Raw genomic sequence first — 23,635 nt, forward strand, 5'->3', positions numbered from 1 at the left:
TTAAACTCCTTCGTTATGGCATCTTAACCACATTTAAAAGCTCTTGTCAGCGAAAAACTGCTATTTACATGCTGTTTACCATAAAACTAGCCATATATGTGCGTTTTTTATACATTGAAGCTACTTTACCTCTGCATAAACTGACAGTAGCAATCATTTGATAAATACTCACTATCACGTAACTAACTGCGTTAAATAAGTAGATTAATTGTCAATAAGCATTGTTTTTCGCTACACTACAGTGCCTAAAAAAGTGGTATTAATAACTATGGAACTAATTTATTTTGCTACCGCCTTCGTCTGCGGTTTTGGTATATACCAGCTAAAATTGCCGCCACTTATCGGCTTTCTTATGGCTGGATTTATTCTTAATTTAGCGGGTTATAAAAGCACGGAACTGCTGGAAACAATTGCATCTTTAGGGGTTACACTGCTACTTTTTAGTATTGGCCTCAAGCTTAAAATTTCAAATTTAATAAAACCTCAAGTCTGGGCTCCGGCCACCTTACATATTATTCTAAGCAGCGCTTTGTTTAGTGGCTTTATGCTACTACTGGGTGTTTTTGCACTGCCATTATTCGTCGATTTAAGTTGGCAAAGTGCGCTGTTAGTTGGTTTTGCTCTGAGCTTTTCAAGCACCGTATTTGCGGTAAAAGTTCTTGAAGAGCGCGGTGAAATGGCAAGCCTGCACGGTAAAATAGCCATTGGTATTTTAGTTATGCAGGATATATTTGCGGTTATATTTTTAGCGGTCAGTACCGGTAAGTTACCGAATATTTGGGCCTTAGGGTTAATTATTGCCTTACCTTTATTTCGCCCTGCTATGTACTGGGTGTTAAACCGCTCTAAACATGGTGAGTTACTGCCGCTATTTGGGTTTTTCTTTGCCTTAGTAGCAGGTTATAACGCCTTTGAATTTGCAGGTCTCAAAGGTGATTTAGGTGCTTTGATTGTAGGTATGATGTTCGCACCACACAAAAAAGCCGGTGAATTGTCTAAGTCATTGCTTAGCCTAAAAGATATATTGCTAGTTGGCTTTTTCCTAAGCATTGGTTTAAGTGCAGAGCTTACTGCCCACTCCTTAGTCGTCGCTTTAGTGCTGGTATTAATTATTCCAATTAAAACCCTGCTTTATTACATACTAACCAACCTATTTAAACTTCGTGCGCGTACCTCTTTGTTAACAGCATTTAGCCTAGCTAACTTTAGCGAATTTGGTTTGATTGTGTGTGCAGTTGCCGCATCTACCGGCATGGTTACCTCTGAGTGGCTTGCTGTTATTGCGATTGCGGTGTCGATCACCTTTGTAATTGCTTCTCCTTTAAATAAACGCTCTAACGAGCTATACGTTAAAATTGAACGCTTTTTATTAAAGTTTGAAAGCAAAACCCGCTTAGCTGAAGAGCTCCCAGTAAACTTAAATGACACAAAAATTGTTATTTTTGGCATGGGTAGAATTGGCACAGGTGCCTATGAAACAATAAACGCAACTCATCCGGATGTTGTTGCAGGTATTGATATTAAGCCTGAGGTAGTTGATAAGCATGTAAAGCGAGGTCGCCGAGTATTAATTGCCGATGCCACCGATCCTGATTTTTGGCAACGTGTTAACCACTCCCACGTTGAAATGGTAATGCTAGCTATGCCTAAGCACATGCAAAATATTTTTGCCTTAGAGCAATTACAAGCATCGGGTTATAAAGGACAAGTAACGGCGATTGCCAACTACCCCGATCAGCAAAAAGAATTAGAAGAAATGGGAATAGACTCTACTTACAACTTTTACTTAGAAGCAGGTAGCGGTTTTGCAGAGCATGTAAAGCAAACCCTGTTTCCTTAATAGGGTTTAGATGCAAATAGATTGCATTTACATTCCTTTACATCTGCGTATTTTATTGGTTTAAAAATAAGGTAAAATGTCTGTGTTGGTTTAGTAAAGCTAATACCTAAGTGTGTATTTAAATAAAATATACACAACTGGACCCCTTGCTTTTAATTAACCAATAAGATTCTCAAATTAGAGGGCCTACTCCCTCTATCAATAGGCTGTTACTTGCCCGTTACAGCCTATTTTATTTCTTTATTATCCCTTACACTTAACACCTCTACTCATAAAAGATGTCAATAATGGATCCTCAACAACTTAAAGTCGCCATTAATACCATTATGCCGTTTGGTAAATATGCGGGACGCCCCTTACTTTTGCTGCCTGAGCCTTATTTAGTGTGGTTTAAACAGCAAGGCTTTCCTAAAAGCAAGCTCGGCTCTCAACTTGCAATGATGTACGAAGTGAAGCTTAATGGTTTAGAGCAAATGTTGATGCCATTACTAGAAAAAAATAGTAAATAAATAGAACTTTTCTATAAGTGGCCTGTCTATCTATTTGCTACTTGTTGATTTTTTGGTTTTAAACCGCAAAAAAGCGCCTTTAAGGCGCTTTTTATTGTGTGGAATTTACTAGTCTAAGCTAATAATAAACTTAACCCCACCCAGTGTAGAGTCTTCAATCGTGCACTGCCCTTTATGCCATGACACAATTTTACTCACTATCGCCAGTCCTAACCCAAACCCACCGGTTTTTTTATCACGACTTTTATCTAAGCGCGTAAACGGCTTAAATACTTTTTCGCGCTCAGAGAAGGCAATGCCGGGGCCATCATCTTCAATCACTAGCAGTAACTTTTCATCGGCAGTACTTAAACTAATATGTACACTTTTCGAGGCATGTTTAAGTGCATTACTGATTAAGTTTTGCAGCACCCGCGACATAAAATGACTATCGCATAAGTAAATAAATTGAGTGGGGAGCGTTGTTGTTAGTTTAATACGGGTATCAAAGTTTACTTTTTCAATATTAGTTTTAATTAATGCAACGATATCGCAAAGGGCTAATTGTAGACTAGGTTGCTGTGTATCTAAACGGGCGTATTCCAACATTTCAGATACCAAGGACTCCAGTTCATGAATATCCATTTGCATGTCAGATAAATACTGCTGTGCTTTGGTATCGTGAGTTTTATCCTCAAGTATTGCAATAGCAAACTTCAACCGCGCTAATGGCGTTCTAAATTCATGAGATACAGAAGAGGTGAGCTCTTGCTGAGCACTCAGTAAAAACTCAATACGTTGCTGCATTACTTGCAATGTATCGGTGATGGGTAAGAAGAATGACTTTGAGCTATCGCTTAATTGAAAGTCTTGCGAGCCACCCACTGCCTCGCATGCATGACTCAGCTTTGCAAAGTCTCGCCACAACAAAAAGCTCCACAAACCTATTGGTAAACTTATAATAAACAACACCAGTAAATACGGTAACACAGTCCCGGAGCTGCTGTGTTTAACACCTACAGGGCCTACTTGTAGCAATTGTGAATTATTTAGCGTTACATACCAAACGATACGCTGCTGTTTATCATATAAATAAAGGTAATGGTTTTGAAATAGTTGTGCTTGCTGTTCTGGTGGGAGCACCAGATCTTGCTGGGCAATGACTTGGCTATCAAAATTATGTTTAAGCTGCTCAAGCCCATCTGGGGTTTGTGAAAGCAGCCATAAAGACTGCCCGAATTCGTCATCTAACAATACACTTTGCTGAGATTCATCATAGGGCCAAAACTGCTCTATAACGCCACTAACAATAAACAAAGAGGCAATAATATACACGTAAAGGCTTATAAATAGCTTTCCCATTAACCTAGCCTAACACCTTGCATTTATTACATATCCCACGCATCTGATACAAATAGATAGCCTTGCCCCCATACCGTTTTAATTCGATAGGGTTTATCACTGTTATCACCGAGCTTTTTACGAATGCGTGATACACGAACATCCACCGTGCGGTCTAACCCGTCGTACTCACGCCCTATCATATGTTGATGGACATGCTCTCGACTGAGCACTTCACCAGCATTTGAAGCCAATAACCACAGCAATTCAAATTCATGAGAAGTCAGGACAATTTCAACACCGCTTAGCTTTACAATGCGGCTGGTTTTATCTATTGATAAGTCACCAAATTGAAGTTCTTCAATCGCTTTAACACTTGGCTGTCCACGGCGAAGCAATGCACTAATTCGAGCAAGAAGTACACGCGGCTCTGCCGGTTTTATAACGTAGTCGTCAGCCCCGAGTTCTAAGCCTATGACTTGATCGAAGTCTTCACCCTTTGCTGTTAGCATTAAGATAGGGAGAGTGTATTTGTCACGTACTTGTCGACATACGCTAAAGCCATCTTTTCCTGGCAACATTACATCTAAAATGATCAAGTCGACGTGGTTTTCACTAAGATAAGGGAACACTTCGTCACCGCGTTCTAAAACGTCAACTTCTAAGCCATTATGCTCAAGATAGTCTTTGGTTAATTGTTGCAACCCTAAATCATCTTCAACAAGTAATATCTTTGGCATTTACTGCTCCTAAATTAAAAAAAGCTCCAAGGTGAGCGTAGCCGATGTTTTTTCTTAGCGTATGCGGTTTGCACTTCTATTTGCACACTCGCTAACGATACACCTGTATGGGGATTAATCAGGGAGTATATGGTCTCCACCTGAACACGCGCTTTATAACTAAGTTGGCCTTTTTTGACACCTTGCCAGCATTGTAATTGTGTATCTTGTTGGTATAAACATACATCGCTAGCGGCTGACAGTTGCCACTTAAATTTTAACTCAAGATCACAAAATTCTTGTTGTTCGGAAACCACACAGACTTTGGGTGATACGTTAAGTGAAGAGGCTTTTGCAACGCTAGCGTTGCTAAAAAATGAAGCTGTAAGCACAACCAACATAAAACACTTCATATTAAAATGTATGTTCGAATCCTATAAAGGCGGTCATTGAATAGTCATGTTCAAAAAGCGGGCTGCTATCCATTGCTGAATAATCATAATAGGCTAAATGAAAACGAAGCGCGTTGACTCCATCTACAGGCCAACGGGCGTCGATTTTAGCATAAGGTTGCCAACTACTACCAACTTCTATTTCACCGTAAATAGATTCAGCGCTATTTAAACCATAAAAATAGTTATTTAGTTGGGCTGATTTGTAATTAACGCCTAACGTCGACTTTAACGTTAATTGCTTAAACTCATGGTGATATTGCCATTGCAACGATCCCCTGTAGCCATTATAAACACTGTTTACATCATGCAATAATTGCACAGAAAATACTTGCTGCTGCTTTACAAAAAAATAGCTGATACCGGCATCAAGTGCGACTCGTCTTTTTTGTATATTATTTATATTTACTTGACGAGGTGAGTCAGTGTGTAGCGATTCTAATATCTCGTTCTCAGCGGTTGTTTTAAAGGGGAAAATATTTTGTGGATGCCAATCAATAAAAAAGCGTGACTCAGGGTTAATTTCTGACACAAAACTAACGTTATGTTGTTTGCTTTGTAAAAAAGAATAACCAAGACGGCCATTATCAAAAAACCAATTTTGACCATAATAAGCCACTTGCGGAATAACAACTAAGGGGATGTTATCTGCACCATACAGAGGATTTGTGATCACCCCAGCACCAACACTCACACTAAGATTAAGCTCATCAGTGGATATATGTTGCTGCTTCTGAGCAATAGCATTAGTGCTTAATAGCACTAATAACAGGCATGTGTTTATTCTCAGATGGAACCGCATGAAGTTAATCGCTAGTTTATAAAGTGGCTTTGACCCTATAGTAGCAAGTAGTATGAACACAAGCTCTAGAGGGTTACAATCATTAACAAATTTGATACAAACAGAACACGTTTACATATCGGCCGCTATTTCGACCCGATTACGACCATGGGTTTTAGCTAAATAAAGTGCTCTATCTGCCTTTTCAACTAATAAACAGCTTTTACTAAAAGGCTCCATTAAAGCAATGCCGAAACTGGCTGAAATATTACGTTTATTATTACTGTCTTCTTTTTTACGAATCGTCAATTTGGCAATGCTCAAACGAAGCTGATTACAAAATGCCATCGCATCATTAATGCTTTCAAAGTAACCCGTAATACAAAATTCTTCACCACCAAAACGATAAGCTCTGTATTGCTCTTGTACACTATTTTGCACTTTTTGAGCGACTAGCTTGAGTACCTCATCGCCTTTTTGATGGCCAAAATCGTCATTAAAACGTTTAAAATGATCAATATCGAACATAATCAACACCGCTAATTTACCGTGTTCATTTTGTGAAGAGGCGTTCAAACAAAACTCAACAATGTCTGTATCAAACTTACCGCGATTAAATAATCCGGTTAAGGAATCTTTATCAACCGCTTCTTGGGTCACGCTAAGCGCTTCTTTTAAATCTTTAATTTCGTTGTACGCTTGCGCTAATTTGGTTTGGAATCCACGGGCGTAATCTTGCATCGCAATTGATTCGTCAGTTAGGCGCTCAACGCAAGAAAGGATCTCATTAAATGAGTTAATACTAGAGAGCGTTTTTAATTCATTTTGTGAATCAACTAACGAGGTAGTAAAGCTTTTCGAATATTGAATGGAGTCACTAAGATCAAACTGCATTTGCTCTACGGTGCCATGAAACCTTTCAGACATTTGTTGAAAAAATGCAAGCTCTTCGTCATTAATATGCTTATTAAAAATTTCTTGGGCGGTTTGAGCTGAACACGTATTGTGCAAAGAGATGACTTTATCAAGCTCTGTGTTTAGTTGTGGGTTGTCGCCCTGTACATAACAGTACCAAATAGCATAATTTATTGGCGTTACAGGCATTTTGTATTTAACCATCAACGGAATGGCTTTTTTTAAACACTGGGCAGAATGAGCAAGTGAAACCGTATTATCCATAATTAAAACTCTTAGACATCACAACAAGGATGTTAATAAACACATAAATATTAGCGATTTATATTAACAGTTTTTTATCATCCAACAAACCTATATTATGTTTTCCCCCATATTTTGTGCAATATTCCAAAGCGCACTAATAGCAGGGTCGTTTAGTTCTTTATGTAATACAGCCAAACCAATTTTAAACCCCTGTGGTGGCTCGCCTTTATACTCTAAAACCTGAACCTTATCGTTTAGCGGACTATTATCGAGTACAATTTTTGGGATCATGGCCACGCCTAACCCTAAACTCACCATAGATACCATAGCTTCATGCCCTGCCACTTGCGCGTAAATTTTTCCTTGCACATTATTTTTTCGCCACCACTGCTCCAACCTTTGTCTTGAAAATCCTTGTTCAGCAACAATAAATTCAAGCTCAGACCAATCAATAGTTTCGCTACTAGTGGCTAATTTTTCTGTGATCGGACATTGAATAGTGGGCGCAATTAATACCAATGGCGAGTAGCCAATATCTACAAATGCAATTTGTGCAGGTAATTTACTGGGTCTGGCTGCAATGGCCATAGATTCATGTCCATCTAACACTCGGTTAATAGCCAAGGCGGGATCGCCCGTATTTAAGGTAATTTCAATATGCTGATGCTGAGCTCTCAGTTGCTCTAAAATATGATGCAAAAAACTGTAAGACGCGGTAACGGAGCAATAAAGGCTCACATTGCCATAAATATGTTGTTGCGGTTCGTTTAAATTAGCCTTAAAGCGCTGCCAATTATTAAGCGTAGCACTGGCATACTCCTTAAATGCAACGCCTTCGCGGGTAAGCTTTACACTGCGATTATCTCGCTGGAATAACATCACCCCTACTTCATCTTCTAACTGCTTAATATTACGACTTAAAGTGGGCGCACTTACATGACATAACTCACTGGCACGAGAGAAATGAAGCGTTTTTGCCAACGCCAAAAAGTAATTTAAATGCTTATGATCCATAACAACACCAGTATTTCATATTATGAAACACTTTAATTCAAATATATCATTTTACGCAAGAAAAGATTTTCCATATTGTTATTCCAAGCAAAGCAAAAGCAATGCATCTAACAAACTGAATTAATAGGAAACTTATCATGGCAAATTATTTTAATAGCTTACCTTTACGCGAACAATTAGCGCAATTGGCACAATGTGAATTTATGGGCGCAGACGAATTTAACGACGGTGTTGCTGCACTTAAAGGTAAAAAATTGGTAATTGTAGGCTGTGGCGCACAGGGCCTAAATCAAGGCTTAAACTTACGTGATTCTGGTTTAGATGTAGCCTATACACTACGTGATTCAGCCATTGCTGAGCGTCGTCAGTCATTCTTAAATGCATCTGACAATGGTTTTAAAGTGGGTACATATGAAGAGTTAATCCCAACAGCCGATGTAGTACTTAACTTAACACCTGATAAACAACATACTGCAGTTGTTAATGCCATCATGCCATTAATGAAACACGGCTCAACCCTTGCCTATTCACATGGCTTTAATATTGTTGAAGAAGGCATGCAAGTTCGTGAAGACATTACCGTTATTATGGTTGCACCAAAATGCCCGGGGTCAGAAGTACGTGAAGAGTATAAACGCGGCTTTGGTGTACCTACATTAATTGCGGTTCACCCAGAGAATGATCCTCAGGGCCATGGCTTGGCACAAGCGAAAGCCTATGCAGCAGGTACGGGTGGTCATCGCGCGGGGGTACTTAAATCATCATTTATCGCTGAAGTGAAATCTGATCTGATGGGCGAGCAAACTATTTTATGTGGCATGCTACAAACTGGCTCTATTTTATGTTTTGACAAAATGATTGAAAAAGGAATTGATGCCGGTTACGCCTCAAAACTTATTCAATATGGCTGGGAAGTGATCACAGAAGCACTTAAATATGGCGGTGTGACAAACATGCTTGACCGCTTATCAAACCCTGCAAAGGTTAAAGCGTTTGAGCTAAGTGAAGAGCTTAAAGTAATTATGCGTCCTCTTTATAACAAACACCAAGATGACATTATCGATGGCACATTTTCACGTGTAATGATGGAAGACTGGGCAAATGATGACGCTAACTTACTAAAATGGCGTGCTGAAACTGCAGAAACTCATTTTGAAAAAACCCCTGCAGGCGATGTAGAAATTGCTGAGCAAGAATTTTTTGACCACGGTATTTTAATGGTGGCAATGGTAAAAGCGGGTGTAGAACTGGCATTTGAAACCATGACAGCGGCCGGTATTATTGCAGAATCTGCCTATTATGAGTCACTGCATGAAACGCCGCTGATAGCCAATACTATTGCACGCAAAAAGTTATTTGAAATGAACCGCACTATTTCAGATACCGCTGAGTACGGCTGCTATTTATATAACCATGCCTGTTTGCCGCTTCTACAAGAATTTATGCAAGGTATTGATACTGATGTTATTGGTAAAGGCTTAAATGAGCAAAGTAATCAAGTTGATAACCAAACTTTAATTCAAATAAATACGGCTCTACGTGAGCACCCTGTTGAGAAAGTAGGCGCAAAATTACGCGGCTACATGTCCGCAATGAAAAAAATAGTTTAATTCTATAATCCTAGAACTTTCACTTGTTAGAAACCAAGCCCACTTGCATTTTGCTGTGGGCTTTTTTAAGTGCAAATTAATCATCAATAGCTGAAAATAAATAATGTGCTAAAATAATTCCCCTCATTGCCTCAGTTGTAAATATAAGCACTATCATGACGATACAAAATCTCTCTATTACTCAAAAAATAACAGCCCTTGGAAGCATTATTGCTATTTGTGTTGCTGTATTAATTGGTTTGACGTCTTTGCATAACTCAAAGAATATTATTGAGCAACGCATGATCGAATCTGAACTGCCAAGTAAATTGCAAACAATCAGTAATCATATTGGTGGGGAGATCAATGAACTTCTTGGTGCAGCACAGCAGCTTTCGGCAAATACCTTTATTTTAGATTGGGCAAATGCTGGCAACAACAACGACACGCTATTACTTAAAGAGCTCAATCGTTTGGTTGACCAATACGATCTTGCCACGGCTTCGTGGGCGAATAAAAACACTGCACAATATTGGAATCAAGATGGCTTTTTACGTGTTTTAAAAAATGATGCCGCAGATGGCTGGTTTTTTGCTTTTACACAATCAAAGCAACCTTACTCAATTAGTATTTATCAAGAGTCTGAAAACGATGTAAAAATGTTTGTTAACCACCAACAACCTAATGGTTTAGGCTTGGCAGGCTTAGCAAAAAGCATTACAGATATGCAAAAGCTGCTACAACAATTTAAAATTGAGCAATCAGGGTTTGTGTTTATTGCCGATAAAAACGGATTAATTCAGTTACATAAAGATGCAGACAAAGTCGCTAAGGTTAATATAGATAGTATTTACAGCGCTAATATTCATAACAAATTACTTAATAAAAACGGCTTCGCTTTAGAGGAAGTAAATATCAACGGGCAAGCCACACTCATTGCAGCCACACCGATTAAAAACACTGACTTATTTGTCTTAGCTCAAGTCCCAAAAAGCGAAGTCTTTTCTAGTGTAAATACCCTAGAGTGGCAAATATTCACTTTCACTATCATCACTGCGCTAATCGCAAGCGTGATCAGTTACTTATTAGCTCGCTCTTTAGCTTCACCGTTATCAACAATGGCTGAGTTATTTTCGCGTTTAGGGCGTGGCGATGCAAATTTAGCCTATCGCTTACCAACATCTCCCCAACCTGAGCTAAATAATTTAACCACCGGCTTTAATCAATTTATTGAAAAAATAGAAACCGCTATTGTGCAAGTAGCTAATGAGAGCCACGGTATTCGCCACAGCTCAGATCATGTATTTTCGCAAGCCAAGCAAAACTCTTTAGCGCTTGATAAGCAAAAAGAGCAAACTATTTCAGTTGCAGCAGCCATTAATGAAATGGGCGCTACAGTGCAAGAAATAGCGCAAAGTGCTGCCAATGCAGCTAAGTTAACCAACGATAGCCGCGATAACACCAAGCAAAGCCATCAACAAGTGTTACAAAGCCAAACGACAATCTCAGCCCTTGCCAGCGACATTGACGGCATAACCGAGCAAGTTGCTTTGCTTTCTAAAAAGACTATTGATATCGCTAGTATTGTGGATTCAATTAGAGGTATATCTGAACAAACTAACTTACTGGCTCTTAATGCAGCCATTGAGTCTGCTCGTGCTGGTGAACATGGACGAGGCTTTGCTGTAGTTGCTGATGAAGTAAGAGCGCTGGCGAATCGTACCTCACAATCGACCACTGAAATTCAATCAATGATTGAAGAACTCACTCATATTTCAGATGACGTTGTCAGCGATATCGGTCAATCAAAAGATAAAGCACAACAAAGCGTAAGCGCAATGCAAAACTCGGTTGAGTTACTTAATACCATTACTGAAACAGCCAATGAAATTAACGATATGGCGACCTTAATTGCCACCGCCACCGAACAGCAAAGTAGCGTTGTGAATGATGTAGGTCGTAGTATTGAGCAAATAAGTGAGATCAGTGATAAGTCAATGAGTGAACAAATCAATACAGAACAAGCAATTCGTGATTTAGCCACCAGCGCACAAACACTTGATGCACTCGTTGCAACGTTTAATCAGCAACGTTAAATAGAGTGTTACATTAAAAAATAACCTCTGTACAAAATAACCACTATACTTAAGTGTGTTTTTTGTACAGAGGTGTGTATGAATGCTCTCCAAGGTAAACATTATTTACTGATTGTGTGTCTGCTGGCTCTGTGTGCTTGTAGCACCACAGATAACGCCAATATAAGCGTGCCAATCCCCACTATTACTCCTCCCATGCAATTACAACAGCAGCTGGTAGAGTCTGAGCAACAAATATTTCAACTCGACGATAGCCTCAAACAGCAATTAAATGCTTACGTGCAATCGAGTAAATCAGTTAATGAAATAGCGTATAGCCTACTTAGTTTTTTACTCACAAATGGCGATAGCGCTTTATCTTATCAATCCACCACGACACAAACCGCATCTCAGAGCTATCAAAACTTAAACGCCAATTGCTTGTCACTATCAATTTTAGCATATAGTTTAGCTGAGCATTTAGGGCTTAAAGCTCGCTTTCAAAAAGTACACATTCCGGAGTATTGGTCACTAAATCAGGGATTTAATTTACTCACGGGGCACATCAACCTTGCCATAGACAATAAAACGAAACTCAAAGACAGCTCACTTGTTTATCAGCGTAATAAGCGTTTAATCATTGATTTTGATCCCAATAGCCGACAAGCCCGTTTTGCAACCTCATTGCTTTCAAAAAAAAGAGTGACCGCCATGTTTTATAATAATAAAGGGGGTGAGGCACTGGTAAATAAACACTATGATTTAGCGTTTAGCTATTTCAAAGCAGCAATCAATACGGACGCTTCATTTAGTGCTAGCTGGGGCAATTTAGGGGTACTCTTTAAACAATTAGATGATTTAAAGCAAGCGGAGCAAATGTATCGCTATGCTATTGCCTTAAATACTGATAATAATACTGCACAAGGTAACTTAGCATTATTATACACACTCACAGATAGAGTGGCCGAAGGCGAAAAGCTATTGGCTGAGCTTGACAAAAAACGCCAAGAAAATCCTTACTATCATATCTCGCTTGGTAACAGTGAGTATGTAAGTGGTAATTTTACAGGCGCAATTAGCCACTATAAAAAAGCGAACGCTATTTCACCAACCTTACATGAAAGCCACTTTGGACTGGCGCGAAGTTACTTTGAGTTAAATAATATAGCTAGGGCGGAATTTCATTTGCGTAAAGCCAGAAAAAAAGCAGACTTTACACATGACAAACAACGCTATGATAATAAACTCATCGCATTAAAATCACTTATCGTTAAGGCGAATCATTATTAAATTATTTAGCTTAACCTGCATTGTATTTTTTATAAGTTGGAGTGGACTCTCAAAGCCGATTGAGCCGCAGTTATTCACTGATTTAACAACGCTAACCAGCTCTAAATTAGCAGGCAGAAAAACGAATAGTCACTCGGCTTTACTCACCAGAGAATATTTAAAAGCACGCTTTAAAGAGCATCAACTGACGGTTATTGAACAACCTTTTACTTATCCATCAGGGCTGTTTTCTAAGGCGCAAGGCGTAAATATTGTTGCGACCAAAACAGCAAAAAATTTGCCTGTTATTGTTATTACAGCGCATTACGACCATTTAGGCCTAAAAGCCGGAAAATTACATCCTGGTGCTAACGATAATGCCTCGGGTGTTGCCGCATTACTATACTTATCGAACGCTTTAAAGGTGCAATCATCCTATGGTTTTGTGTTTGTTGCAACAGACGCTGAAGAAAACGGTTTACACGGCAGTGAGCACTTTGCCAAAACAATGCGCCAGTCTCCTATTGCTTTAAATATTAACTTAGATATGTTGGCAATTAAAAAATCGCATAAGCGGTTATACGCGCTAACAAGTCGTTCGTTAAAAGGTCAACTCACTCCACTATTTAGCCAAATAAAAAATACGAGTGTCGAATTAAAGCCCGTTTATTCATCACGAAAAATGAGTCGACTCACCAACACGAAACAAATAGACTGGCACAGAGCCAGCGACCATTATTCATTCGCTAAACAAAAAATTCCGTATGTGTACTTCTCGATGGGCGCCGATAACTATCATCACACAGCAAAAGATACGCTCGAAAATATTAACACTGCTCTTTATCAAGAAGCAGTATTGCTAATTGAGGCATTTATTAATCAGCTTTTGACAAACCCTGAGGTATTCAGTCCCCCCTTAAAAGCAGCAACGTAAGCCTCTTTTTTTGCCCGTGGAAGTTTTTTAATCGCATATTCTAATTTACTTGCGTCGCTTTTAGTCCCAACTTGTTGCTGATGAATGAGCACCAGCGGTCCTTTCCCTTTGAGGTTTTTTGCCCCTTTACCCGCTTGGTGCGTTGCTAAACGACGCGCTACATCAACTGTAATGCCGGTATACCAATGACCAAACCGTGTTTGCACAATATACAGTGACCAAACAGCCGGTTTAATTTTACTATTGCACAACTCATCGTTTAAACTTTTTTGATTATTAATGGTCAAAACCTCGCCTTAACGCGCTAAACAAAAACAATTACTCAAAAGGGTTTTACCTTGAGTGACTAATCGGTATCATGCAGACTATAAAAAATAAGGATCACAACTAACAATGCAGTCGTTAAAAACTTTTTCTCTTTGGCTTATCGTCGCTTTAACGCTTAGTTCAGCCGCAGGTTGTTCTAGCTGGGTGTACAGAATCAACATCCCTCAAGGTAACTTTTTAGAACAATCAGACGTTGATAAGCTTCGCGTTAATATGACTCGCGAGCAAGTAATTTATGTACTAGGCAGACCGATTGCCGAAGACGCCTTCGATAAAAATACTTGGCGTTACGTTTATAGCTTTAATAAAGGGCGCGCTAATGAACAATATAAATCATTAGTATTAAACTTTGAAAATGAAAAGTTGGTGACGGTCTCTGGTGACTATGAGCAACCAGAAAACTTTACAACCCCTTTAGAGCAATAAGCCATTTGGGTTTAATTTAAAAAGGTGAGCATAGCTCACCTTTTTTGTATCTAACGATCTAACGGTCGGCCACCGGTTACTTTATTTGCGCGGCCCTCTTCTTTGGCTTTTTCGGCGCGCTTTCTGCGGGCATCTTTAGGGTCGGCAATTAATGGGCGGTAAATTTCAACTCTATCGCCGTCTTTAAGCTCATGATTAAGCTTTACCGTTCTGTTCCATACACCTAAAGTTAAAGCGGTTGCATCAATTTCAGGGCACTTCTTAATAATACCTGATTGGATCACTGCTTGCTCTGCGGTGGTACCTTGGAATACTTCTATATTTAACGTGGTTGCTTTCGTTGGCAACGCAAACACAATTTCAATATTGATCATGCTCGCTCTCCATATACCGCTTTTGCACGTTGAGTAAAGGCACTCACCATATTTTTAGCTACATCATTAAAAATTTTACCAAACGCAAGTTCTATTAACTTACTAGAAAATTCAAAGTCTAGCTGTAAATGCACTTTGCACGCATGCGCATCTAATTGCTGAAAATGCCAGCGACCTTGTAAGGTTTTAAAAGGCCCATCGACCAAGCGAAGCATCACTGTTTGCTCATCAATTAGCGTATTTTCAGTGGTAAACCATTTTTTTATACCGGCTTTAGATATTTCTAAACTGGCGGTCATGTTATTATCATGCTGCTTAATAATTTTTGAGTCTGAACAATTAGGTAAAAACTGCGAATAAGCTTCTACATCATTGACTAGATCAAACATCTCTTTAGTGCTGTACATAACCAGCGCACTTTTCTCTATTTGTGGCATACTCACTCCCAACTGTGTGCAGGAATTTTAGCAAGCTTTGTGCGTTTCCCCAAACTTTCATCGCGCTTAAATGAATCCTTCGCTTTTGCATGTATAATTTAAAAAAATCGATGTAAAACATCTCGTATAACGTATATTATAGGGCACTATGGCTAAGAAAAATTCATCAAAATCGACAAGTAATACCATCGCGCTAAATAAAAAAGCGCGACACGAGTATTTTTTACACGACAAGTTTGAAGCAGGTATTGAACTCCAAGGCTGGGAAGTAAAAAGTATCCGAGCAGGTAAAGTAAATATCTCTGAAACTTATATTCATCTTAAAAACGGTGAAGCGTTTTTATTAGGCAGCACAATCCAGCCTTTAAATAGTGCATCAACCCATGTTATTTGCGACCCGCTGCGTTATCGTAAATTATTACTAAGCAGACGTGAACTTGACCGTTTGGTTGGTGCAACCGAGCGTGATGGTTATTCATTAATTGCCACAGCTATGTATTGGAAAAAATGCTGGGTAAAGCTTGAATTCCATTTAGCGAAAGGTAAGAAAATGCATGACAAACGTGAAGACGGTAAAAATAAAGATTGGTCCCGTGAAAAAGAACGCTTAATGAAACATAAAGTTTAAATAAAAAAGCCTAACATCATGTTAGGCTTTTTTTTGCTAAATTTTTAGGAAAATACAAATTATTACAAATTAAAGTCGCTCGGCGTTTTGTTTATTAATAATAACTAAATCACGTTACAGCGCCAAATAGCGAGCATCCTATCGTTTACCTTTATTGAGAAAATCAGTACATATTAGTGCAGATAACAAAATCATCTTTGTGGCCAATTGACAACAGTTAAGTTACATGGTATTAATAATTCGACTTGTAAAACAAGTAAATTATAACATATCAACAAGGACTTAAGGATGAAGCAATCAATTGCATTTACACCGAGCTTAATCATCGGTGCTACTATCGCATTGTCAGCAGGTTTTAGTACAACGACTTATGCTGCACAGCAAACTGCAGAAAAAGTAGAACGTATTCAAGTAACAGGCTCTCGTATCAAACGTTCGGACATCGAAGGCCCGTCTCCAGTACAATCCATTAATAAAGAAGACATCGAAAACATGGGTTATGACAACCTACAACAGCTTCTTGAAAGAATGCCTGTTGCAGGTAATGGTACTTTTTCAACCCGTGGTAATAACCAAGACTCAACCGCAAATGGCTCAGCTGCCGTCAGCCTTCGTGGCTTAGGCGCCGATGCTACCTTGGTACTTATTAATGGTCGTCGTGTTGCAATCAGTGCATTTGCTGAAGGGATCACCAACTCATTCGTTGATATCAACAGTATTCCTGTTTCAGCAATCGAACGTATTGATATTTTAAAAGATGGCGCCTCAGCAATCTATGGCTCTGATGCTGTAGCGGGTGTTGTAAATGTTATCTTGAAAAAAGATATTGACGGTATTGAAGTAAACTTAGGTTACGGCGGCACAGATGGCCCTAACTATGAAGAAACTACAGCCAGTATTGTTTGGGGTACTACTAGTGCAAAAAGTAGCGCATCCGTTATTATTGATTACTTTAAAAATACCTCTTTATCATCAGATGAAATGGGGCGTTTAGGTACTGCTAATCAATCTCCATATGGCGGTGAAGATTTCCGTTCATCACGTGGCTTCCCTGGCTACTTCTATGTTGATGGCGTTAAAACAATTGACCCTGCGTGTCCTGCAGAAAATGCAACATCAAGTGGCAGTTGTTTATTTGACTATGGTCCATTTGGCTATATTGCACCGGCATCAGAACGTGTAGGTGCTATTTCACAATTTGAATACCGCTTTGATAATGGCATAACGGGCTTCTTAGAAATGGCCGTTCAGCACAACAGCTCAATTGCAGCAGGTGCCCCAACGCCACTTGATGAAGATGCGGGCTTAACAGTACCAGGTAGTCACCCTAATAACCCATTCGGCCAAGATATTGAAATAGGTCGTTACAGAACCGTAGATGCGGGTGCGCGCCAATGGGATATCGAATCAGACACATTACGTTTTGTTGCTGGTTTAAAAGGTGAAATAAACGATTGGAGCTGGGAAACAGCGGTACAAAAAGGACGTAGTAAGTCATTACAAACTGGGGATCGCTCACAAGGTTGGGTACGCACCGACTTCTTACAACAAGAAATTGATGCCGGTAACTACAACCCATTTGGCGGCACTTACAACGATCCGGCCGTAATTGATAGAATTACTACGAGTTTGGTTCGTCAAGGCGAGTCTCATATGACGTCGTTCGATGCTAACATTTCAGGTGAAGCATTTAGCTTTGGTGATGATGTTGTCATGATGGCGGCCGGTATTGAATACCGCGAAGAGGACGTAACGGATACGCCAGATGATCAATTCCAACGAGGATTAATCTTTGGTACCGAGTCTGTGTCAGCTGCAGCAGAGCGTGACCAATACGCTGCCTATGTAGAGTTTTCAATTCCACTTGCTGAGAACTTAGAGCTACAACTTGCTGGTCGTTACGATGATTACAGTGACTTTGGTACCACAACCAATCCTAAAGTCGCTTTACGCTGGGCACCTACAGATGAAATCACAGTACGTGGTTCATGGGCGCAAGGCTTTAGAGCACCGTCACTTGCACAAGTAGGTTTAGGGCCATCTCAGGAAAGTCAGTTCTTTATTGATAACTATCGCTGTGATGCAACAGGTAAAGATTGTGATCCGCTAGATTACAACATTGAATTTGCCGGTAACCCTGATTTAGAAGCTGAAGAGTCTGAATCTTGGAACGTCGGCTTTATTTGGGCACCTACAACTGACTTTGGTTTGAGTGTAGATGTATGGAGTATCACCCAAGACAATAAAATTGATGAGCAAGAGTTTGGTCCAATTTACAACTCAGAGTGTAATAACCAAAACAGTACCGTATGTGTTCGCTTACCTCCTTCAGGTACGGACAGTTTAGGGACTATTCAAAAGATTTTCAGTACTTTTGAAAATGTATCATCACAAGAAGTTTCGGGCGTTGATATTTCAGCAAATTACAACCACTCACTGGATGATTTAGGCTTACTAAAATTCAATTTAGAATGGGCTTATCAAGATAAATTTGAAAAAGACGGCCGCGATTATACCGGCGAATATGGTTACCCAGAGCATCGCTGGATTTTCTCAACTAACTGGGAAATTGGTCAGTTCAACACAAACATGAACATTAGTTATGTAGGTGAGTTTGAAGATACGCCAGATATTGACTTCGATGGTAACTTAGACTTCGATAGTAATACATCACGTACTGTTGATTCACAAGTACTGGTAGATTTACAAACATCATACCGTATTACTAAGTCAGCAAAAGTATCACTAGGTGTGAACAACTTATTTGATGAAGAGCCACCGTTTGCAATTGGTGACGGTGATTCAGATCTGTATGGTTACGCATCGGGTGTACACAACCCTCGTGGTCGTTACATTTACACTAAAGTTAGCTTTTCGTTTTAATTTAAAATAATAAAAAAACCGCCATTTTGGCGGTTTTTTTTCTTAAACTAAAGGGCTAAATTATAGCTCGCCTTCGTTTTCAGATAAGAATTTAGCAACGCCTTCAGGGCTTGCGTCCATTCCTTTTTTACCTTCAGTCCAACCAGCAGGACATACTTCACCGTGCTCGCTGTGGAATGCTAGTGCATCAACCATACGGATCATTTCGTCAATGTTACGACCCAGTGGTAAATCGTTCACTACTTGGTGACGTACGTTACCTTCTTCATCGATTAGGAAAGAACCACGAAATGCAACGCCCGCTTCTGGGTGCTCAACGTCGTATGCTTTACAGATTTCGTGTTTAACGTCTGCAACTAGTGCGTATTGAACTTTACCAATACCGCCGTCTGCTACAGCCGTGTTACGCCATGCGTTGTGTGAGAATTGTGAATCGATAGAAACACCAATTACTTCTACGCCACGTTTTTGGAATTCTGCATAACGCTTATCAAAAGCAATAAGCTCAGAAGGACATACAAATGTGAAATCTAGTGGGTAGAAAAAGATTACTGCTTTTTTACCTTTGATTTTTTCGTGAAGGTTATAGCTATCTACAATCTCACCGTTACCTAGAACAGCTGCAGCGGTAAAGTCTGGTGCCTGACGGCCTACTAATACACCCATTTTATTCTCCAAATATTTTGAGTTTATTGTCAATTGCTTACGCAATACTGATTACTAATATGGGCACTAATTTTAAAATTACAATAGCAACCATATTTAATTAAACATTATTCTATGGCTATCAAAAATAAATTAACAATCGTATTTATAGATAGCACCGTTCTAAAATAGCGAACGCTTGATAAATGGACTGATTTTTAATCATAAAAAAACCTGCTTTAAGCAGGTTCTTTTTACTAATCCATAATATCGCTAGGCATATCACCGCGAATATGTTGCCATATTTCGCCGGTTTGATGACCATATTTACGCATCATGAATATTGCACCATCGTGCTCTTTATTCTCAGCAAGCTTAGTTAAGTCTTTATAAAACTGGCGTGCAAGCTCGCGAGTGCGAGGATCTGAAAAGTAATGGCAGCCAATCTTAGAATAAAAACCTTTAAAGCCATTAAGGATGAGCACATAAATGCGATTATTACCGGCAACAGCTAATTCATGATGAACTTTATAATCATAATCTGCAAACGCTTGCGCGCTGTCTTCTAATTCATCGCTTTGTGATAAAATTTCGATAACACGCTCTGGTGCAAGTTTTATAGCTGCACGGGTATAAATTGCGCTGATATTAGTACGTGCTGAGAGTAACTGATCGGTTAGCTCTGGCATTTTATCTTCATCTAAACGTGCCAGTGTTTCAAGGATATTTAATCCTGAGGTTTCCCAAAAGTTATTAACGCGAGTAGGTTTACCATGTTGTATTGTTAACCAACCGTCTCTAGCTAATCGCTGTAATACTTCTCGTAATGTGGTTCTAGTAACACCAATTAACTCTGAGAGTTCACGCTCAGCAGGCAGAATTGAACCTGGAGGAAAATCACCATTCCAGATTGACTCTACTATGTATTCCTCAGCAAATCCTGCTGGGCTTTTCGCTTTAAAAATTCTCATTCAATTCCTACTCGAATTAATTCACATCACATCGCTACATACGATTAACTGACTGATTGTACCAGACAAGCCACAACTAACAAGTAAAGTAAGTTAAATTACCTAGGTATGTGATTAAAAAGGCAACTTTACTTGTATGATTCGCTAGTTTTACCGATAGGTTTTAAACACAATATGAATGCCAACCTATTATTCATACCAGACACTTTGACTATTATTATTTAGTTGTTTACACCCTCTATAAGCTGGACTAAGTTAATGACATTAACCAGACTATTAAACGCCTCCCTAGGGAAAAATCATGCAACAGAGTGTCCCATCTGCAATATTTATAAATTTTTTAGGTAAAGCACCTCAATGGTATAAATACACCATTATTGCATTTTTAATAATTAACCCGCTGCTGTTTCAATTAAACCCTTATTTGTCTGGCTGGGTACTGGTTATTGAGTTTATTTTTACATTGGCCATGGCGCTCAAATGTTACCCACTGCAACCTGGTGGTCTACTTGCCATTGAGGCACTATTAATTGGTATGACATCAACCACGCAAGTTGAACATGAAATAGCACAAAACCTAGATGTGCTTTTATTACTTATTTTTATGGTTGCCGGTATTTATTTCATGAAAGATCTGCTGCTGTATATTTTTACCAAGTTAGTGGTTTCAGTAAGAAGTAAGACCGTTTTATCGCTTGCCTTTGCAATAGCTGCTGCGTTTTTATCAGCTTTTTTGGATGCCCTGACTGTAATGGCGGTTGTTATTGCGGTGGCCATGGGCTTTTATAGTATTTATCACAAGGTGGCTTCAGGAAAAGATTTTATTAGTGAGCACGATATTAACGATGATAACCAAGTAAAAGAGGTAAACCGTCAAGAGCTTGAAGAGTTTCGTGCTTTTTTACGTAATTTACTCATGCATGCCTCGATTGGAACCGCACTTGGCGGCGTGTGTACTATGGTTGGTGAACCACAAAACTTAATTATTGCAGAGCGAGCAAGTTGGCTATTTGGTGAGTTCTTTTTAAGAATGCTGCCCGTTTCTTTACCCGTGCTTTTTGCGGGCTTATTAACAACCTTTTTATTAGAAAAAACAAAAACCTTTGGCTATGGGGCAAAACTGCCAGAAACAATTCATGCTATTTTAAAAAACCATGCACAAACACTTGATAAAAAACGCACCAAACGCGATAGAGTTAACCTCACAATTCAAGCACTAATCGCTATCTGGTTAATTACTGGCTTAGCGTTACACTTAGCAACCGTGGGCTTAATTGGCTTATCGGTGATTATTTTAGCCACGTCGTCTGCCGGTATAATAGAAGAGCACCAACTCGGTAAAGCCTTTGAAGAAGCCCTCCCCTTCACGGCACTACTTTGTGTATTTTTTAGTGTGGTTGCAGTAATCATCGATCAACAACTCTTTACCCCTGTGATTACTTGGGTACTAACATTTGAAGGGCACTTACAATTGGTGATGTTTTTTATCGCTAATGGATTGCTTTCAATGGTCAGTGATAATGTATTTGTCGGCACTGTATATATAAATGAAGTTGCTGCAGCTCTAAAAGCAGGTCAGATAACTCGAGACCAATTTGATTTACTTGCAGTGGCGATAAACACCGGCACAAACTTACCCAGCGTGGCCACCCCTAATGGTCAAGCTGCTTTCTTATTCTTACTGACATCAACACTAGCTCCCGTGTTACGCCTATCTTACGGTCGAATGGTGTATATGGCTTTACCTTACACTTTTGTGCTTACCTTTGTTGGGTTAAGCGCGACTTATTTTGGCTTGAGTGAAATAACCAGTTTGTTTTATGACTGGGGGATAATACAACACCACATCCCTGTAGCGAATTCTGGGCATTAAGAGCTTCCCCGACTTTGAGGAGCTAGGAAATTTCATAGCTCCTCACTTTTTCCCTTTTACTTGCTCCGCTGTTTATCCTACGTCATAATCTAAGCCCTTATTTAAATACGGATTTGTTATGAACTGGCTTGCTAATCTAAGTACTCAACGTACACCTTGGTTATTATTCAGTGGGATTGTTTTTCTGCTTGAAGTCATCGCGCTCTTTTTTCAATACAACATGGGATTAGCACCGTGCATTATGTGTATTTACCAACGCACCGCGGTATTAGGCTTACTTTTTGCCGGTATTATTGGCGCCAGTAAACCAAACAACCTCGTAGTCCGTATTGTCGCTTATACAGTGTGGGGGGTTTCAAGTGTATGGGGGTTACTAATAGCTCGTGAGCACATTGAAATGCAAACAACCACTGACCCCTTCGCATTTAGCTGTGAGTTTGAGCCAAATTTTCCAGAGTTTATGCCATTACATCATTGGATACCGCAATTTTTTGAGGCAACCGGTGATTGCGGAAACATAGATTGGCAATTTGCAGGCTTAAGTATGCCAGCATGGATGGAAGTTATTTTTGTATTGTTTACCGCCACACTTATTGCGTTAGTGGCCAGTCGATTAATCTCTAAAAAGTCACTTTAATATGTTTACTTTTTTTTCAAGCCACGTTGACGAACTTAAACACTTAAAAGTTCGTCAAAGACAAACCGTTATTGCGATCTCGTTAAGTATGCTCTCTCCTAGTGATAGAGTGTTAATGCGTATTGTAAAGCTTATGCTGCTAAGCCCATTTTTTTTAATATTTACCCTTTTTGAAGGATGGCTACTCGTGCCCTTTTTGATTGTGGCTGGTTTGAGCTACCCGCTACTAACCGCCCCCGTAGATGTTAATTTTGCTAAAAAGCACCTTGGTGCTGCCTTAAAACAGTTTAATCAGGGCGCATAGCGCCCTTTTAAGTTAAAACGCCACCTTTCCATCAAGTTTGGCTAGCATTTTTTTACCCACCCCTTTTACTTTAGCTAGATCTTCAAGTGATGCGAAATCACCATTTGTTTCTCTATAATCGATAATTGCCTGTGCTTTTTTCTTGCCAACACCTGGTAACTTAATTAACTGTTTTAAATCAGCAGTATTAATATTAACCACGGCTGATTGCATCTGCTCTGATAGCATATCGCTTTGCGCAAAGGTGGTACCCATAGGTAATAAACATAAAGCAGCGGCTAATGAGATGATTTTAATTAATTTCATACTATTTCCTTTTGTGTTCTTACATGAACATTCGTTGATTATTTACACCCAGCACTTTTACATAACGTTGTGGTTACTAAGTACTAACGGTAACAATCACTCCTTGCGACTCCTTTACTGCAACGCGTTATAAAGTGACTTAATAAATAAAGTAGAGTTAC

At 39.4% G+C, this 23,635-nt stretch carries 24 protein-coding genes; 12 read left to right on the forward strand and 12 right to left on the reverse strand.

Annotated elements, in window-relative coordinates:
* Positions 1-268 precede the first annotated feature (268 nt).
* Entirely contained in the window at positions 269-1,840 is a 1,572-nt protein-coding gene (locus tag PTET_RS11285) for a cation:proton antiporter family protein (RefSeq protein WP_013465511.1), read from the forward strand.
* Positions 1,841-2,127: 287 nt separating this feature from the next.
* Positions 2,128-2,349, forward strand: coding sequence for a DUF3820 family protein (locus PTET_RS11290; RefSeq protein WP_013465512.1), 222 nt, complete (start codon positions 2,128-2,130; stop codon positions 2,347-2,349).
* A gap of 108 nt (positions 2,350-2,457) precedes the next feature.
* On the opposite strand, the gene PTET_RS11295 is transcribed toward PTET_RS11290, so the two are convergent.
* The 6 genes from PTET_RS11295 to ilvY all read right to left on the reverse strand — a co-directional run bounded on the left by PTET_RS11295 (position 2,458) and on the right by ilvY (position 7,796).
* A complete protein-coding gene (locus PTET_RS11295; RefSeq protein WP_013465513.1) occupies positions 2,458-3,690 on the reverse strand; it encodes an ATP-binding protein in 1,233 nt (410 codons plus the stop codon).
* Positions 3,691-3,716: 26 nt separating this feature from the next.
* Positions 3,717-4,409, reverse strand: coding sequence for a response regulator (locus tag PTET_RS11300; protein ID WP_013465514.1), 693 nt, complete (start codon positions 4,407-4,409; stop codon positions 3,717-3,719).
* Positions 4,410-4,423: 14 nt separating this feature from the next.
* Positions 4,424-4,789: a DUF3019 domain-containing protein gene (locus PTET_RS11305; RefSeq protein ID WP_013465515.1), complete on the reverse strand. Its 366-nt coding sequence runs from the start codon at positions 4,787-4,789 to the stop codon at positions 4,424-4,426.
* Positions 4,790-4,802: 13 nt separating this feature from the next.
* Positions 4,803-5,642 carry a MipA/OmpV family protein gene (locus PTET_RS11310; protein ID WP_049775589.1) on the reverse strand — a complete coding sequence of 280 codons (840 nt, stop codon included), beginning with the start codon at positions 5,640-5,642 and terminating at the stop codon, positions 4,803-4,805.
* 111 nt (positions 5,643-5,753) lie between these two features.
* On the reverse strand, positions 5,754-6,800 hold the full coding sequence (locus PTET_RS11315; protein ID WP_013465517.1) for a GGDEF domain-containing protein: 1,047 nt from the start codon (positions 6,798-6,800) through the stop codon (positions 5,754-5,756).
* A gap of 90 nt (positions 6,801-6,890) precedes the next feature.
* Complete coding sequence (gene ilvY, locus PTET_RS11320) at positions 6,891-7,796, reverse strand: HTH-type transcriptional activator IlvY (protein WP_013465518.1); 906 nt, start codon at positions 7,794-7,796, stop codon at positions 6,891-6,893.
* 137 nt (positions 7,797-7,933) lie between these two features.
* On the opposite strand from ilvY, the gene ilvC reads away from it, so the two are divergent.
* The 4 genes from ilvC (at position 7,934) to PTET_RS11340 (ending at position 13,663) form a co-directional block, all read left to right on the forward strand.
* Positions 7,934-9,406, forward strand: a complete 1,473-nt coding sequence (ilvC, locus tag PTET_RS11325; RefSeq protein WP_013465519.1) for a ketol-acid reductoisomerase — start codon at positions 7,934-7,936, stop codon at positions 9,404-9,406.
* 155 nt (positions 9,407-9,561) lie between these two features.
* Positions 9,562-11,481, forward strand: a complete 1,920-nt coding sequence (locus PTET_RS11330; RefSeq protein ID WP_013465520.1) for a methyl-accepting chemotaxis protein — start codon at positions 9,562-9,564, stop codon at positions 11,479-11,481.
* Positions 11,482-11,559: 78 nt separating this feature from the next.
* Positions 11,560-12,750 carry a tetratricopeptide repeat protein gene (locus tag PTET_RS11335; protein WP_013465521.1) on the forward strand — a complete coding sequence of 397 codons (1,191 nt, stop codon included), beginning with the start codon at positions 11,560-11,562 and terminating at the stop codon, positions 12,748-12,750.
* Positions 12,751-12,943: 193 nt separating this feature from the next.
* A complete protein-coding gene (locus tag PTET_RS11340; RefSeq protein ID WP_255314614.1) occupies positions 12,944-13,663 on the forward strand; it encodes a M28 family peptidase in 720 nt (239 codons plus the stop codon).
* On the opposite strand, the gene PTET_RS11345 is transcribed toward PTET_RS11340, so the two are convergent.
* A complete protein-coding gene (locus PTET_RS11345) occupies positions 13,609-13,950 on the reverse strand; it encodes a GIY-YIG nuclease family protein (RefSeq protein WP_016899245.1) in 342 nt (113 codons plus the stop codon). The genes PTET_RS11340 and PTET_RS11345 overlap by 55 nt on opposite strands.
* 106 nt (positions 13,951-14,056) lie before the next feature.
* On the opposite strand from PTET_RS11345, the gene PTET_RS11350 reads away from it, so the two are divergent.
* Positions 14,057-14,416 carry an outer membrane protein assembly factor BamE gene (locus tag PTET_RS11350; protein WP_013465523.1) on the forward strand — a complete coding sequence of 120 codons (360 nt, stop codon included), beginning with the start codon at positions 14,057-14,059 and terminating at the stop codon, positions 14,414-14,416.
* A gap of 50 nt (positions 14,417-14,466) precedes the next feature.
* On the opposite strand, the gene PTET_RS11355 is transcribed toward PTET_RS11350, so the two are convergent.
* Positions 14,467-14,790 carry an RnfH family protein gene (locus tag PTET_RS11355; protein WP_013465524.1) on the reverse strand — a complete coding sequence of 108 codons (324 nt, stop codon included), beginning with the start codon at positions 14,788-14,790 and terminating at the stop codon, positions 14,467-14,469.
* Positions 14,787-15,227, reverse strand: coding sequence for a type II toxin-antitoxin system RatA family toxin (locus tag PTET_RS11360; RefSeq protein ID WP_013465525.1), 441 nt, complete (start codon positions 15,225-15,227; stop codon positions 14,787-14,789). Before PTET_RS11360 ends, PTET_RS11355 begins: the two co-directional genes overlap by 4 nt.
* 148 nt (positions 15,228-15,375) lie before the next feature.
* Between PTET_RS11360 and smpB the strand changes: the two genes are divergently transcribed.
* Both smpB and PTET_RS11370 read left to right on the forward strand, forming a co-directional pair.
* Positions 15,376-15,855, forward strand: coding sequence for an SsrA-binding protein SmpB (smpB, locus tag PTET_RS11365; protein WP_013465526.1), 480 nt, complete (start codon positions 15,376-15,378; stop codon positions 15,853-15,855).
* Between the two features lie 288 nt (positions 15,856-16,143).
* Positions 16,144-18,738: a TonB-dependent receptor gene (locus PTET_RS11370; RefSeq protein WP_013465527.1), complete on the forward strand. Its 2,595-nt coding sequence runs from the start codon at positions 16,144-16,146 to the stop codon at positions 18,736-18,738.
* Positions 18,739-18,798: 60 nt separating this feature from the next.
* On the opposite strand, the gene PTET_RS11375 is transcribed toward PTET_RS11370, so the two are convergent.
* Positions 18,799-19,404 (reverse strand): peroxiredoxin, encoded by a 606-nt coding sequence (locus tag PTET_RS11375; protein ID WP_008109095.1) that lies wholly within the window; start codon positions 19,402-19,404, stop codon positions 18,799-18,801.
* A 236-nt stretch (positions 19,405-19,640) separates the two neighbouring features.
* Positions 19,641-20,354 carry a fatty acid metabolism transcriptional regulator FadR gene (gene fadR / locus PTET_RS11380; RefSeq protein ID WP_008109093.1) on the reverse strand — a complete coding sequence of 238 codons (714 nt, stop codon included), beginning with the start codon at positions 20,352-20,354 and terminating at the stop codon, positions 19,641-19,643.
* A 301-nt stretch (positions 20,355-20,655) separates the two neighbouring features.
* Here fadR and nhaB point away from each other — a divergent pair, with 301 nt between their 5' ends.
* The 3 genes from nhaB to PTET_RS11395 all read left to right on the forward strand — a co-directional run bounded on the left by nhaB (position 20,656) and on the right by PTET_RS11395 (position 23,168).
* On the forward strand, positions 20,656-22,227 hold the full coding sequence (nhaB, locus tag PTET_RS11385) for a sodium/proton antiporter NhaB (RefSeq protein WP_013465528.1): 1,572 nt from the start codon (positions 20,656-20,658) through the stop codon (positions 22,225-22,227).
* A gap of 118 nt (positions 22,228-22,345) precedes the next feature.
* A complete protein-coding gene (gene dsbB, locus PTET_RS11390; protein ID WP_013465529.1) occupies positions 22,346-22,864 on the forward strand; it encodes a disulfide bond formation protein DsbB in 519 nt (172 codons plus the stop codon).
* A 1-nt stretch (position 22,865) separates the two neighbouring features.
* On the forward strand, positions 22,866-23,168 hold the full coding sequence (locus tag PTET_RS11395; protein WP_013465530.1) for a DUF6170 family protein: 303 nt from the start codon (positions 22,866-22,868) through the stop codon (positions 23,166-23,168).
* 12 nt (positions 23,169-23,180) lie between these two features.
* Here PTET_RS11395 and PTET_RS11400 read toward each other — a convergent pair whose 3' ends face one another.
* On the reverse strand, positions 23,181-23,474 hold the full coding sequence (locus PTET_RS11400) for a ComEA family DNA-binding protein (protein WP_024602041.1): 294 nt from the start codon (positions 23,472-23,474) through the stop codon (positions 23,181-23,183).
* Positions 23,475-23,635: the final 161 nt, after the last annotated feature.

Origin of the sequence: Pseudoalteromonas tetraodonis, from assembly GCF_002310835.1 — a bacterium.
GTDB classification, from domain to species: Bacteria; Pseudomonadota; Gammaproteobacteria; order Enterobacterales; family Alteromonadaceae; genus Pseudoalteromonas; species Pseudoalteromonas tetraodonis.